This is a genomic window from Variovorax saccharolyticus, assembly GCF_030316765.1.
GTDB lineage: Bacteria > Pseudomonadota > Gammaproteobacteria > Burkholderiales > Burkholderiaceae_C > Variovorax > Variovorax saccharolyticus.
Genome location: NZ_JASZYT010000007.1, coordinates 103,792 through 117,059 on the forward strand (window position 1 = coordinate 103,792; position 13,268 = coordinate 117,059).

Annotated in this window: 12 protein-coding genes; 7 read left to right on the top strand and 5 right to left on the bottom strand. The window is 68.1% G+C overall.

Annotated features, from left to right (window positions below):
* Positions 1 to 10: 10 nt before the first annotated feature.
* Both mazF and QTI45_RS21135 read right to left on the bottom strand, forming a co-directional pair.
* Positions 11 to 349, bottom strand: coding sequence for an endoribonuclease MazF (gene mazF, locus QTI45_RS21130; RefSeq protein ID WP_286655788.1), 339 nt, complete (start codon positions 347 to 349; stop codon positions 11 to 13).
* Positions 349 to 585 carry an AbrB/MazE/SpoVT family DNA-binding domain-containing protein gene (locus QTI45_RS21135; RefSeq protein ID WP_286367922.1) on the bottom strand — a complete coding sequence of 79 codons (237 nt, stop codon included), beginning with the start codon at positions 583 to 585 and terminating at the stop codon, positions 349 to 351. Before QTI45_RS21135 ends, mazF begins: the two co-directional genes overlap by 1 nt.
* Before the next feature lie 103 nt (positions 586 to 688).
* Between QTI45_RS21135 and QTI45_RS21140 the strand changes: the two genes are divergently transcribed.
* From QTI45_RS21140 to QTI45_RS21160, 5 genes are read left to right on the top strand one after another with little or no spacing between them, the layout of a single operon-like run.
* Positions 689 to 2,170 (top strand): protein adenylyltransferase SelO, encoded by a 1,482-nt coding sequence (locus tag QTI45_RS21140; protein ID WP_286655789.1) that lies wholly within the window; start codon positions 689 to 691, stop codon positions 2,168 to 2,170.
* Positions 2,167 to 2,586 (top strand): peptide-methionine (R)-S-oxide reductase MsrB, encoded by a 420-nt coding sequence (gene msrB, locus QTI45_RS21145; RefSeq protein WP_286655790.1) that lies wholly within the window; start codon positions 2,167 to 2,169, stop codon positions 2,584 to 2,586. Before QTI45_RS21140 ends, msrB begins: the two co-directional genes overlap by 4 nt.
* Positions 2,587 to 2,594: 8 nt before the next feature.
* Positions 2,595 to 3,134 (top strand): septation protein A, encoded by a 540-nt coding sequence (locus QTI45_RS21150; RefSeq protein ID WP_286655791.1) that lies wholly within the window; start codon positions 2,595 to 2,597, stop codon positions 3,132 to 3,134.
* Entirely contained in the window at positions 3,131 to 3,394 is a 264-nt protein-coding gene (locus tag QTI45_RS21155) for a BolA family protein (protein WP_286655792.1), read from the top strand. Before QTI45_RS21150 ends, QTI45_RS21155 begins: the two co-directional genes overlap by 4 nt.
* 51 nt (positions 3,395 to 3,445) lie before the next feature.
* Positions 3,446 to 4,231, top strand: coding sequence for a foldase protein PrsA (locus QTI45_RS21160; protein WP_286655793.1), 786 nt, complete (start codon positions 3,446 to 3,448; stop codon positions 4,229 to 4,231).
* Between the two features lie 76 nt (positions 4,232 to 4,307).
* Here the strand turns inward: QTI45_RS21160 and ygiD are convergent, their stop codons facing one another.
* A complete protein-coding gene (ygiD, locus tag QTI45_RS21165; protein ID WP_286655988.1) occupies positions 4,308 to 5,159 on the bottom strand; it encodes a 4,5-DOPA-extradiol-dioxygenase in 852 nt (283 codons plus the stop codon).
* A gap of 65 nt (positions 5,160 to 5,224) precedes the next feature.
* Positions 5,225 to 9,298 carry a phosphoribosylformylglycinamidine synthase gene (gene purL, locus QTI45_RS21170; RefSeq protein ID WP_286655794.1) on the bottom strand — a complete coding sequence of 1,358 codons (4,074 nt, stop codon included), beginning with the start codon at positions 9,296 to 9,298 and terminating at the stop codon, positions 5,225 to 5,227.
* Between the two features lie 80 nt (positions 9,299 to 9,378).
* Between purL and map the strand changes: the two genes are divergently transcribed.
* On the top strand, positions 9,379 to 10,203 hold the full coding sequence (gene map / locus QTI45_RS21175) for a type I methionyl aminopeptidase (RefSeq protein ID WP_286367929.1): 825 nt from the start codon (positions 9,379 to 9,381) through the stop codon (positions 10,201 to 10,203).
* A 26-nt stretch (positions 10,204 to 10,229) separates the two neighbouring features.
* A complete protein-coding gene (locus tag QTI45_RS21180; protein ID WP_444813302.1) occupies positions 10,230 to 12,815 on the top strand; it encodes a [protein-PII] uridylyltransferase in 2,586 nt (861 codons plus the stop codon).
* Here QTI45_RS21180 and QTI45_RS21185 read toward each other — a convergent pair.
* Positions 12,739 to 13,173, bottom strand: a complete 435-nt coding sequence (locus QTI45_RS21185) for a hypothetical protein (RefSeq protein ID WP_286655795.1) — start codon at positions 13,171 to 13,173, stop codon at positions 12,739 to 12,741. The two genes, QTI45_RS21180 and QTI45_RS21185, sit on opposite strands and share 77 nt — an antisense overlap.
* Positions 13,174 to 13,268: the final 95 nt, after the last annotated feature.

Below are 13,268 nucleotides of genomic sequence, written 5' to 3' on the forward strand. Positions count from 1 at the left end.
CCTTGGCGCCTCAGGGCTTCCCGACCAGCACCAGGATCCTGGCCCTGACATCCGACAACTCTCGCGCCGAAACCTGCCCCTTGCGGGTCGCCCTCCGAAGCTTCCAGTCCAGGCTCTTGACTTGGTCCGCGAGCACCGCGGTCGCCCGGCTGCCGGCAATCGGGACCTCGAAGGGATAGCCCTTGATCTGCGTCGTCATCGGGCAGCACAGCATCAAGCCGGTCTTGCCGTTGTAGGCGGCCGGGCTCAGCACCAGTGCCGGGCGATGGCCGGACTGCTCGTGCCCGGCTTGCGGATCGAACTGCAGCCACACGATGTCCCCGGTTTCGGGCACGTAGCGGCTCGCCATCACCATTCCTTGCCGACCGCCGGACCGAACTCGGCCTCGCCGTGCAGGTTCTCGGGCGTGATCCCGGCCAGCAGGTCCGCCAGGTCGACCGCGTCGCGCACCGGCTCGATCACGATGCGTCCACCTTCGTCGCGCACATCCACCGTCTGATCGAGTTGCAGGTTGAGCGACTTCATCACGGACGCCGGAAGCCGGACCGAGGCGCTGTTGCCCCACTTCTTGATCACCACGTGCATGACACCCCCATGTATCGACAATGTATATACTTTAACCGACTTTGCCACGCCCGGGATGGCCTCTCCTGTCCGGGGTCTCGCCCGCTGCGGGACAATCGCCCCCATGAGCATGCTTGCAGACGAAGCGGACCTGGTCGACCTGGGTCTGCGCTGGGCCCCGGGCTTTTCGGCGCTGGGCCCCGCCTTCTTCACCGAACTCCAGCCACGTCCCCTGCCCGACCCCTACTGGGTCGGCGTCAGCGCCCGCGTGGCCGACGAACTCGGCCTGGACCCGTCCTGGCTGCAATCCGACGATGGCCTGGCCGCCTTTGTCGGCAATTCGCCAGTTGCGGGCACCCGCCCGTTCGCCAGCGTCTACAGCGGCCACCAGTTCGGCGTCTGGGCCGGACAACTCGGCGATGGCCGCGCGATCTTTCTGGGTGAAACCGCCGGGGGGCTCGAGGTGCAACTCAAGGGCGCCGGCCCGACGCCCTACTCCCGCATGGGCGACGGCCGGGCGGTGCTGCGCTCGAGCATCCGCGAATTCCTCTGCAGCGAGGCCATGCACGGCCTGGGAATCCCGACCACGCGGGCCCTGTGCGTGACCGGCTCCGACGCCCATGTGGCCCGCGAGCAACTCGAAACCGCCGCCGTCGTGACGCGGGTCGCCCCCAGCTTCATCCGCTTCGGCCACTTCGAGCACTTCGCGGCCAACCAGCGCAACGACGAACTGCGCGCCCTGGCCGACTACGTGATCGACCGCTACTACCCGGAGTGCCGCACGAGTTCGCGCTTCGACGGCAACGCCTATGCCGCGTTGCTCGAGGCGGTCAGCGAACGCACCGCCGCCCTGCTGGCCCAATGGCAGGCGGTCGGCTTCTGCCACGGCGTGATGAACACCGACAACATGAGCATCCTCGGGCTCACGATCGACTACGGGCCGTTCCAGTTCCTGGACGGCTTCGACCCGCGCCACATCTGCAACCACAGCGACACCTCCGGCCGCTACGCCTTCAACCAGCAGCCCAACGTCGCCTACTGGAACCTGTTCTGCCTGGCCCAGGCCCTGCTGCCGCTGATCGGCGACCAGGAGGTCGCGGTCGCCGCGCTGGAGTCGTACAAGACCGTGTTCCCGCGCGAGTTCGAGGCCCGGATGCGGGCCAAGCTGGGCCTCGCCGAGGCCGCCGAGGGCGACCGCGCGCTGATCGAAGGCGTGCTCAAGCTGCTGGCCCCGGAAAAGGTCGACTACACGATCTTCTGGCGCCGGCTGTCCCACGGCGTGGCGAGCGGCGACCTCGAGCCGGTGCGCGACCTGTTCGTCGACCGGCCCGGCTTCGATGCCTGGCTGCAGACCTACGCCGAGCGCCGCGCCGGCGCGCCGGCCGCGGAAACTGCCGCCCGGATGCTGCGCAGCAATCCAAAATTCGTCCTGCGGAACCACCAGGGCCAGCAGGCGATCGAAGCCGCCGGACAAAAGGATTTCTCCGGCGTCGCCACCTTGCTGAGCCTGCTCGAAACCCCATTTGACGAACATCCCGGCCACGACGCGTTTGCCGGCTTCCCGCCCGACTGGGCCTCCACGATCGAAATCAGCTGTTCATCATGACTTCACCCGTCCAGAAAACCGATGCCGAATGGAAGGCCCTGCTGGCCGAAAAAGGCGCCGAGCGCGGCGCCTTCGAGATCACCCGGCACGCCGCCACCGAGCGCCCCTTCACCGGCAAGTACGAGGCCCACTGGGGCGACGGCACCTACCATTGCATCTGCTGCGGCGCCAAGCTGTTCGAATCGGCCACCAAGTTCGACGCCGGCTGCGGCTGGCCCAGCTTCTCGCAGGAGGCCGTGCCCGGCGCGATCCGCAACATCGTCGACCGCTCGCACGGCATGGTGCGCACCGAGAACGTCTGCGCCAACTGCGGCGCCCATCTGGGCCATGTGTTCCCCGACGGACCGACCGAGACCGGCCTGCGCTACTGCATGAATTCGGCTTCGCTCGAGTTCAAGGATCGCGAAACCGACTGAACCCGAACATGAAACTCATCCTCGACTTCTTCCCGATCCTGCTGTTCTTCGGCGCCTTCAAGCTCTACGACATCTACACCGCGACCGGCGTGCTGATGGCTGCCACCGTGGTGCAGATGTCGATCATCTGGTTCACCGAGCGCCGCTTGCAGCCGATGCAGAAAGCCACGCTGGTGCTGATCCTGCTGTTCGGCTCGCTGACGCTCGTGTTGCACGACGATCGCTTCATCAAATGGAAGCCGACCGTGCTCTACGGCGCCATGGCGATCGCGCTGGCGGTCGCGCTGTGGGGCTTCAAGAAGAACTTCCTGAAGATGCTGCTGGGCGGGCAACTCGAACTGCCGACCCCGGTCTGGGGCAAGCTCAACGTCGCCTGGATCGCCTACTGCCTCTTCATGGCGGTCCTCAACGGCTACGTCGCGGCCTATTTCACGACCGAGGCCTGGGTCGACTTCAAGCTCTGGGGCTATGTCTTCCCGATCGTGTTCCTGATCGCGCAGGGGCTCTACATTTCGCCCCATCTCAAATCGGACAAGCCCGCAGCATGAGCCTCCCGACCGCCAGCGACCTCGAAGCGCGGCTGCGCGAAGTGCTGCAGCCCACGGAGCTCGAAGTCATCGACGAAAGCGCCGCCCATGCGGGCCATGCGGGCGCCGGCGCCGAGGGCTACGGCACCCATTTCCGGGTCCGGATCGCCTCGCCGCTGTTCGCCGGCAAGCCCCGCGTGGCGCGCCATCGGCTTGTGTATGATGCGCTGCAACTTTTCATCGCACAGGGCCTCCACGCGCTTGCCATCGAGACGCTTTAAAGCGTCGATCCCATCACCCGCACGGTCGTGCGGCGACAACCCCCTCCCCTTATGAAGAAAAACATCCTGAAGGCCGTCGCGCTCGCCACCCTGGTCGGCGCCATTCCGTTCGCCGCCCTGGCGCAGAACGCCGCCATCGTCAACGGCAAGGCCGTGCCGAAGGCGCGCATGGACGTGCTGGCCCAGCAACTGGCCGCTGCCGGCCGCCCGGTCACGCCTGAAATGCAGGGCCAGCTGCGCGAGGAAGTGATCACGCGTGAAATCTTCATGCAGGAAGCCCAGAAGCAGGGTCTCGATGCCACCGACGACTACAAGAACCAGCTCGAACTCGCGCGCCAGGCGATCCTGATCCGCCAGCTGTTCGATAGCTTCCGCAAGACCAACCCGGTGACCGACGCCGAAGTGCAGGCCGAGTACGACAAGTTCGTCGCCGCCAACAGCGGCAAGGAATTCAAGGCCCGCCACATCCTGGTCGAGACCGAGGACCAGGCCAACAAGATCCTGGCCGACCTCAAGAAGGGCGCCAAGTTCGAGGACATCGCCAAGAAGCAGAGCAAGGACCCGGGTTCGGGCGCCAACGGTGGCGACCTCGACTGGGCCTCGCCGGCGAGCTTCGTGCCCGAATTCTCGGAAGCCATGATCAAGCTCAAGAAGGGCGAAACCACGGCCGTTCCGGTCAAGTCGCAGTTCGGCTACCACATCATTCGCGTCGACGACATCCGCCAGGCACAACTGCCCAAGCTCGAGGAAGTCAAGCCGCAGGTCACGCAGCAACTGCAGCAGCAGCGGCTGCAAAAGTTCCAGGAAGACCTGCGGGCGAAGGCGAAGGTGGAGTAGTAAAACGCTGCGGGCCCGGCGAAGCCGGCTCCGCGTGTTCCACGAAAGGGCCGGCATTCGCCGGCCTTTTTTGCTTTCAGCCCCAGACCACCGAACGCATCGAGATCGATGCCGACTGGAAGTCGGCGTTGAAGAAGCGCGGCGCTTCCTTGCCATCGACCGCACCGGCGGCATAGAGCAGCGGCAGGTAGTGATCGTGCGTGGGATGGGCCTGCGCCGCGATCGGGCCCAGGCTCTTGAAGTCCGGCAGGGCAGCGAGCTGGCCGTTCCCGATCTGCTCGCCGACGATGCGGTCGAACTCGATCGCCCAGTCGTAGGCCTGGCGCGGGCTGGCGTCGCGGCGCGTGGCGCGCAGGTTGTGCACGATGTTGCCGCTGCCGACGATCAGCACGCCACGCTCGCGCAGCGCCCGCAGCTGCTGGCCGAGCTGGTAGTGCTGGGCCGGCGGGCGGCTGTAGTCCATGCTGAGCTGCACCACCGGGATGTCGGCGCGCGGGAACATCGGCTTGAGCACCGACCAGGTGCCGTGGTCGAAGCCCCACTCGGCCTGGTCCAGGCCCAGCGCGGTGCCGCCTGGCGGCTGGCGCACGCCCTGCGCGATCTGCGCTGCCGCTTCGGGCGCGCCGGGCGCCGGGTACTGCTGGTCGAACAGCTCCTGCGGAAAGCCGCCGAAGTCGTGAATGGTCTTGGGCCTGGCCATGCCGGTGAGGAACCAGCCGCCGCGTGTCAGCCAGTGCGCCGAGACGCACAGGATCAGCTGCGGCTTCGGGTAGCGGGCGCCGAACTCGGCGCCGAGCGCCTGCCAGCTCCTTCGATAGGCGTTGTCGCCGATGGCGTTCATCGGGCTGCCGTGGCCGACGAAGAGCAGCGGCATGCGCGGCGATTTCTTCAGCGCGCCGAAGGCTTCGGCCGCGCCGGACAGAGGCATCCTTCCGAGCAGCGCGCCCCCCATCACGGCGCTGGCGCCGAGTACCGAACGTCGCCGCACGGGGCTCAGCCCACCCACTTGCGCGCGTTGCGCCAGATCCGCATCCAGGGGCTGAGCTCGCTGCGGTCGCCCGAGGTCCAGCTCATCTGGATGTTGCGGAAAACGCGTTCCGGATGCGGCATCAGCGCCGTGAAGCGGCCGTCGGCGGTGGTCACCGAAGTCAGGCCGCCGGCGCTGCCGTTCGGGTTGAAGGGATAGCGCTCGGTCGCCTGGCCGTGGTTGTCGACGAAGCGCATCGCCGCGATCGCCCGGGCCGGGTCGCCGCGGTGCTTGAAGTTGGCGTAGCCCTCGCCGTGCGCGACTGCGATCGGCATGCGGCTGCCGGCCATGCCGGCGAAGAACAGGCTGGGCGAATCGAGCACCTCGACCATCGACAGGCGGGCCTCGAAGCGCTCGCTCTGGTTGGTCGTGAAGCGCGGCCAGGCCTCGGCGCCCGGGATGATGTCGGCCAGTTCGGCGAACATCTGGCAGCCGTTGCACACGCCCAGGCCGAAGGTGTCGGCGCGGCCGAAGAAGCCCTTGAACTGCTCGGCCAGCCTCGGGTTGAAAGTGATGCTGCGGGCCCAGCCGATGCCGGCGCCCAGCGTGTCGCCGTAGCTGAAGCCGCCACAGGCGACCACGCCCTTGAAGTCGGCCAGGTCCGCCCTGCCCGTCTGCAGGTCGGTCATGTGGACGTCGAAGGCCTCGAAGCCGGCCTCGGTGAAGGCGTAGGCCATCTCGACGTGCGAGTTGACGCCCTGCTCGCGCAGGATCGCGACCTTGGGGCGGGCCAGATTGAGGAATGGCGCGGCCACATCGTCGGTCGCGCCCGGCGCCAGCAGGACGTGGGCGCCCGGGTCCTGCGGATCGCCGGCGGCGGCGTGTTCGGCATCGGCGCAGTCGGGGTTGTCGCGTTCGCGGCAGATCTTCCAGCTGACCGAATCCCAGACCTGGTGCAGGTCGGCGAGGCTGGCGCTGAAGACAGCCTTGGCGTCGCGCCAGATCTCGACCTTGCCCTTGCCCGCGTCCATCGGCGAACTGGCCGGCCGGGTCTTGCCGACGAAGTGGCTGTGGGCGCTGAGCCCGTGCGCGCGCAGGGTCTGCATGACCTCGTTGCGCTCGGCGGTGCGCACCTGCAGCAGCAGGCCCAGCTCTTCGTTGAAGAGCGCCTTGAGGGTGAGCTCTTCGCGCCGCGCGCTGACCTGGCCGGCCCAGTTCTTGGCGTCGCCGTATTCGGCGCGGCTGTCGCTGATGCCGTCGCCCTCGGTGACCAGCAGGTCGACATTGAGCGCCACGCCGACATGGCCGGCGAAGGCCATCTCGCAGGCGGCCGCGAACAGGCCGCCGTCGCTGCGGTCGTGCAGCGCGAGGATCTTGCCCTCGGCGCGCAGCGCGTTGACCGCGGCGACCAGCTTCACCAGGTCTTGCGGATCGTCGAGGTCGGGCACCGTGTCGCCGCTCTGGCCCAGCGTTTGCGCCAGGATGCTGCCGGCCATGCGCTGCTTGCCGCGGCCGAGGTCGACCAGCACCAGCGTGCTGTCGGGCTCGACGGCGTCGAGCTGCGGCGTCAGCGTGCCGCGGACGTCGGCCAGGGTGGCGAAGGCGGTGACGATCAGGCTCACGGGCGACGTGACCTTCTTCGCCTCGCCGCCGTCCTGCCACTGGGTGCGCATCGACAGCGAATCCTTGCCCACCGGGATCGAGATGCCGAGCGCCGGGCAGAGTTCGAGGCCGACGGCCTTGACGGTCTCGTACAGCGCCGCATCCTCGCCCGCTTCGCCGCAGGCGGCCATCCAGTTGGCCGACAGCTTGACCCGCGACAGCTCGATCGGCGCCGCCAGCAGGTTGGTGATGGCCTCGGCCACCGCCATCCGGCCCGAGGCCGGGGCGTCGAGCGCGGCCAGCGGCGTGCGCTCGCCCATGCTCATCGCCTCGCCCGCGAAGCCGCGGTAATCCGCCAGCGTGACGGCGCAGTCGGCCACCGGCACCTGCCACGGGCCGACCATCTGGTCGCGGTGGCTCAGGCCGCCGACGGTGCGGTCGCCGATGGTGATCAGGAAGCGCTTCGAGGCCACGGTCGGGTGCGCCAGCACGTCGATCGCGGCCTGCTGCAGGTCGACGCCGGTGAGATCGAGCGGCTTGAAGCTGCGCGCCACGGTCTGGACGTCGCGCAGCATCTTCGGCGGCTTGCCCAGCAGCACGTCCATCGGCATGTCGACCGGCTGCGCCTCGGCGCCCTCGTCGGCCACCAGCAGCTGGCGCTCGTCGGTCGCCACGCCGACCACCGAGAACGGGCAGCGCTCGCGCTCGCAGAAGGCGCGGAACTGCGCCAGCGACTCCGGCGCGATCGCCAGCACATAGCGCTCCTGGCTCTCGTTGCACCAGATTTCCTTCGGCGCCATGCCCGACTCCTCGAGCGGCACCGCCCGCAGGTCGAAGCGCGCGCCGCGGCCGGCGTCGTTGGTCAGCTCGGGGAAGGCGTTGCTCAAGCCACCGGCGCCGACGTCGTGGATCGCCAGGATCGGGTTGGCGTCACCCTGCTGCCAGCAATGGTTGATGACTTCCTGCGCCCGGCGCTCGATTTCAGGGTTGCCGCGCTGGACCGAATCGAAGTCGAGTTCGGCCGCATTGGCGCCGGTCGCCATCGAGCTGGCGGCGCTGCCGCCCATGCCGATGCGCATGCCCGGCCCGCCGAGCTGGATCAGCAGCGCGCCGGCCGGGAACTGGATCTTCTTGGTCTGGCCGGCATCGATGCTGCCGAGGCCGCCGGCGATCATGATCGGCTTGTGGTAGCCGCGCTGCACCGTGTCCCGGTCGCTTTCGATCGCCTGTTCGTATTCGCGGAAGTAGCCCAGCAGGTTGGGCCGGCCGAACTCGTTGTTGAAGGCGGCGCCGCCCAGCGGGCCCTCGGTCATGATCTGCAGCGGGCTCGCGATATGGCCGGGCTTGCCGTAGCTGCCCTCGGCGGGCCACAGCTTCGACACCGTGAAGCCGGTCAGGCCGGCCTTCGGCTTGGAGCCGCGCCCGGTGGCGCCCTCGTCGCGGATCTCGCCGCCGGCGCCGGTGGAGGCGCCCGGGAACGGCGAGATCGCGGTCGGATGGTTGTGGGTCTCGACCTTCATGAGCACGTGGCTCAGCGCCTCTTTCTTGCGGTAGCCGCCGGATTCGGAGGCCGCCACGAAGCGCTCGATCTGCGTGCCCTCCATGACCGAGGCGTTGTCGGCATAGGCGATCACCGTGTGCTGCGGGCTCAGGCGCTCGGTGTTGCGGATCATCGAGAACAGGCTCTGCGGCTGCGCCGCGCCGTCGATCACGAAGTCGGCGTTGAAGATCTTGTGGCGGCAGTGCTCGCTGTTGGCCTGGGCGAACATCATCAGCTCGACGTCGCTCGGGTTGCGGCCCAGGCGGGTGAAGGCATCGACCAGGTAGTCGATCTCGTCCTCGGCCAGGGCCAGGCCGAAACGGCTGTTGGCCTCGACCAGCGCCGCCCGGCCGCCGCCCTGGACGTCGACCTGCGCCATCGGCTGCGGCGGCAGTTCGGCGAACAGCTCGGCGGCCTGCTCGATCCGGGCCAGCACCGATTCGGTCATGCGGTCGTGCAGCAGGTCGGCCACTGCGGCCAGCTGGTCGCCTTCGAGCACCGGCGCCTTGCCGAGCAGGGGCGCCTTGAGCACCAGGTGGTACTCGGTCACCCGTTCGACCCGGCGCAACGCCAGGCCGCAGTTGTGGGCGATGTCGGTGGCCTTGGAAGCCCAGGGCGAGACGGTGCCCAGGCGCGGCGTGACGATCACGGTCGGGCCGGCCTTGGCCGGCGCGGCGAAGGGTTCGCCGTAGCCCAGCAGGGCCGCAAACCGCTCTTTCGCGGCCTGGTCGAGGGCGTCGTCGGTGACCACCAGGTGGACGAAACGGGCGCTCAGGCCCTCGATGCGCGGCTCGACCGCCTGCAGGCGGGGCAGCAGCTGCCGGGCCCGGAAATCGCTGAGGGCGCTGCCGCCCTCGAAGAAGCTCACCACGGGGGCGGCATGGACAGCACGGGGGGAAGACGGGTTCACGGGCAGCGTCACGTTCGGGTCGGCCGCAGGGGCCGCGTTGGGATTCATGAGAATGAGGCGGCGGCCGCTGACTGGGGCCATCCGCGCTAACCCTGAATTTTAGCGGCTCGGATGGGATAATTCCGGCCATGAGCATTACCTACAAAGACGCCGAGGGCGTGGCCGGCATGCGCGTGGCGTGCCGCCTCGCCTCCGAGGTGCTGGACTACATCACCCCCCACATCGTCCCCGGCGTGACCACCAACCAGATCGACAAGCTCGCCCACGACTACATCACGCAGGTGCAGGGCGCCATTCCGGCGCCCCTGAACTACATGGGCGCCAGCAGCACGCCCTACCCCAAGTCGATCTGCACCTCGGTCAACCACGTGGTCTGCCACGGCATTCCGAACGACAAGCCGCTCAAGAAGGGCGACATCGTCAATTGCGACATCACGGTCATCAAGGACGGCTGGCACGGCGACACCAGCCGGATGTTCGTGGTCGGCGACGCCTCGATCGCCGCCAAGCGGCTGTGCGCCTTCACCTACGACGCCATGTGGCACGGCATCGTCAAGGTCAAGCCGGGCGTCCACCTGGGCGACATCGGCTTCGCGATCCAGCGTTTTGCCGAGAGCAACGGCTTCTCGGTGGTGCGTGAGTTCTGCGGCCACGGCATCGGCCGCGGCTTCCACGAAGAACCCCAGGTGCTGCATTACGGCCGTCCGGGCACGCTCGAGGAGCTCAAGCCCGGCATGACCTTCACGATCGAGCCGATGATCAACGCTGGCAAGCGCGAGATCAAGGAAGACGCCAAGGGCGGCCAGTACGACGGCTGGACCATCGTCACCCGCGACCACTCGCTGTCGGCGCAGTGGGAGCACACGGTGCTGGTCACCGAGACCGGCTACGAGGTGCTCACGCTCTCGGCCGGCAGCCCGCCGCCGCCGGCCTTCGTCACCGCCGCGGCTTGAAGCCGCGGCTGCTTCAGGCGCCGGTCGTGGACATTGCCTCGCTGCGCGACGCCTATCGCACGCACAAGCTGGCGCTGTTCGACCAGCTGCGCAGCGCGCGCGCGCCCACGCGCAGCGTGCACACCGTGCTGCGGCAGCTGGCGGCGCTGGCCGACGAGACTCTCGGCGCGCTCTGGCAGGACGCCGGCTTCGGCCAGGAGCTGGCGCTGGTGGCGGTCGGCGGATTCGGGCGCGGCGAGCTGTTTCCGTACTCCGATGTCGATGTGCTGCTGCTGCTGCCCGAGGGCGACGGGACCGGGATCGAGCCGGCCCGCCTCGAAGCCTTCATCGGCCGCTGCTGGGACGCCGGCCTCGAGATCGGCTCCAGCGTGCGCACCGTCACCGAATGCCTGGCCGAGGGCGCCAAGGACGTCACGGTCCAGACCTCGCTGCTCGAGTCGCGGCTGGTGATCGGCGACAAGAAGCTCTACACCACCTTCCGCAAGAGCTTTCTCGCGGCCATCGACCCGCAGGCCTTCTTCGCCGCCAAGTCGCAGGAGATGCGGCACCGCCACCAGAAGTTCGACAACACGCCCTACGCGCTGGAACCCAACTGCAAGGAATCCCCGGGCGGCCTGCGCGACCTGCAGACCATCCTCTGGATGACCAAGGCGGCCGGCTTCGGCAACCGCTGGGACGAGCTCGCCAGGAATGGCCTGGCCACCGCGTTCGAGATCCAGCAGATCAAGCGCAACGAGGCGCTGCTGAGCCTGATCCGCGCCCGCCTGCACGTCACGGCCAACCGGCGCGAAGACCGGCTGGTGTTCGACCTCCAGACCGCGGTGGCCGCCACCTTCGGCTACGTGGGCGAGTCGCAGCGCAAGGCCAGCGAGGCGCTGATGCGGCGCTACTACTGGGCCGCCAAGGCGGTGACCCAGCTCAACCAGATCCTGCTGCTCAACATCGCCGAGAAGCTGCAGCCGCAGGCCGACGAGCCGACACCGATCAACGAGCGCTTCTTCGAGAAGGGCGGCCTGATCGAAGTCGCGAGCGACGACCTCTACGTGAAGGATCCGCACGCGATCCTCGAGACCTTCCTGCTCTACCAGAAGACCATCGGCGTCAACGGCCTGTCGGCGCGCACGCTGCGGGCGCTCTACAACGCGCGCCACGTGATGGACAGCAAGTTCCGAAACGACCGCGTCAACCATGCGACCTTCATGCGCATGCTGCTGGAGCCGCGCGGCATCACGCACGCGCTCAGGCTGATGAACCAGACCTCGGTGCTGGGGCGCTACCTGCGCGTGTTCCGCAGCATCGTCGGCCAGATGCAGCACGACTTGTTCCATGTGTACACGGTCGACCAGCACATCCTGATGGTGCTACGCAACGTGCGGCGCTTCTTCATCGCCGAACATGCGCACGAATACCCCTTCTGCTCGCAGTTGGCGGCCGGCTGGGACAAGCCCTGGATCCTCTACATCGCGGCGCTGTTCCACGACATCGCCAAGGGCCGCGGCGGCGACCACTCGACCCTGGGCGCACGCGACGTGCGGCGCTTCTGCCGCCAGCACGAGATCCCGCGCGAAGACGCCAAGCTGATCGAGTTCCTGGTCTCGGAGCACCTGGTGATGAGCCAGGTGGCGCAGAAGCAGGACCTGAGCGACCCCGAGGTGATCGGCGCCTTCGCCAAGCGCGTGGGCAACGAGCGCTACCTCACGGCGCTCTACCTGCTGACCATCGCCGACATCCGCGGCACCTCGCCGCGGGTCTGGAACGCCTGGAAGGGCAAGTTGCTCGAGGACCTCTATCGCCTGAGTTCGCGCGTGCTGGGCGGCCGCATGCCCGACCCGGGCGCCGAGATCGAGGCCCGCAAGCGCGAAGCGCTGGTGCTGCTGGCACTGCATGCCGAGCCCCAGGATTCCCACAAGTCGCTGTGGCAGACCCTCGACGTCGGCTACTTCATGCGCCACGATGCCTCCGAGATCGCCTGGCACGCCAAGCAGCTGTCGCGCCATGTGCCGCATGCGGGCGTTCCGATCGATCCGCACACGCCGCCGATCGTGCGGGCACGCCTGTCGCCCGTCGGCGAAGGGCTTCAGGTGGTGGTCTACACGCCCGACCAGCCCGACCTGTTCGTGCGCATCTGCGGCTATTTCGACCAGTCGTCCTTCAGCATCCTGGATGCCAAGGTGCATACCGCAAGCAACGGCTTCGGCCTGGACACCTTCCAGGTCGTGACCACCTTCATCCCCGAGCACTACCGCGACCTGATCAACATGGTCGAAACCGGACTGGCCAAGACGCTCAACGAAGCCGGTCCGCTGCCGCCGCCGAGCAAGGGCCGGGTCTCGCGCCGGGTGCGCAGCTTCCCGATCAAGCCGCGCGTCAGCCTGCTGCCCGACGAGAAGGCGCAGCGCTGGCTGCTCAGCATCTCGGCCAGCGATCGTGCGGGACTGCTTTATTCGGTGGCACGGGTGCTGGCCCGCCATCACCTGAATCTGCAGCTGGCCAAGGTCACGACCCTGGGCGAGCGCGTCGAGGACACCTTCCTGATCAGCGGGCCCGAGCTCCAGGGCCAGCGGGCCCAATTGGCGATCGAGACCGAACTGCTCGACGCGTTGGCCGCCTGATCGGCGGCGGCAGCTCGAGCATCACGGTCGTCTCGATCGGCACGCTGCTGCGCAATACCCGGAGCCACTGCGCCAGCAGGTACGCGAACTGGCCGGCATCGATGCGCAGCGAGCCGAGCCCCGTGACCTCGTGCTCGATCCTGACAAGGCTGGCTTCGAAGACGATCGACAGCGCGTTGTGGCTCGCGACTTCGAGCCGGTAGTCGGGGCTGGCCTGGGCGCGCGTGGCGAACTCGATCGCCATTTCGCAGGCCATCGCGTCGCGGAGGTTCCGGTCGAGATACAGCGCCAGCAGGAAGGCAAGGCGCCGACCGGTGGACTCCGCACCGGGTCGAAACCCCGGCGGGGTCCGCCACATCCGTATCGCACTCATGGCCGCAGTTTGCGACTTCGCCCGGGCCGTGAACAGGGTCGGCGCGCAGGTCGTCGCGGCGAAGTATCCCGGTGTTTCGT

Coding starts and splice junctions, on each gene's coding strand:
- mazF (WP_286655788.1), bottom strand. CDS start 349: ATGGCGAGCCGCTACGTGCCCGAAACCGGGGACATCGTGTGGCTGCAG.
- QTI45_RS21135 (WP_286367922.1), bottom strand. CDS start 585: ATGCACGTGGTGATCAAGAAGTGGGGCAACAGCGCCTCGGTCCGGCTT.
- QTI45_RS21160 (WP_286655793.1), top strand. CDS start 3,446: ATGAAGAAAAACATCCTGAAGGCCGTCGCGCTCGCCACCCTGGTCGGC.
- QTI45_RS21185 (WP_286655795.1), bottom strand. CDS start 13,173: ATGTGGCGGACCCCGCCGGGGTTTCGACCCGGTGCGGAGTCCACCGGT.
- purL (WP_286655794.1), bottom strand. CDS start 9,298: ATGAATCCCAACGCGGCCCCTGCGGCCGACCCGAACGTGACGCTGCCC.
- map (WP_286367929.1), top strand. CDS start 9,379: ATGAGCATTACCTACAAAGACGCCGAGGGCGTGGCCGGCATGCGCGTG.
- QTI45_RS21150 (WP_286655791.1), top strand. CDS start 2,595: ATGAAACTCATCCTCGACTTCTTCCCGATCCTGCTGTTCTTCGGCGCC.
- QTI45_RS21140 (WP_286655789.1), top strand. CDS start 689: ATGAGCATGCTTGCAGACGAAGCGGACCTGGTCGACCTGGGTCTGCGC.
- QTI45_RS21155 (WP_286655792.1), top strand. CDS start 3,131: ATGAGCCTCCCGACCGCCAGCGACCTCGAAGCGCGGCTGCGCGAAGTG.
- ygiD (WP_286655988.1), bottom strand. CDS start 5,159: ATGCCTCTGTCCGGCGCGGCCGAAGCCTTCGGCGCGCTGAAGAAATCG.
- msrB (WP_286655790.1), top strand. CDS start 2,167: ATGACTTCACCCGTCCAGAAAACCGATGCCGAATGGAAGGCCCTGCTG.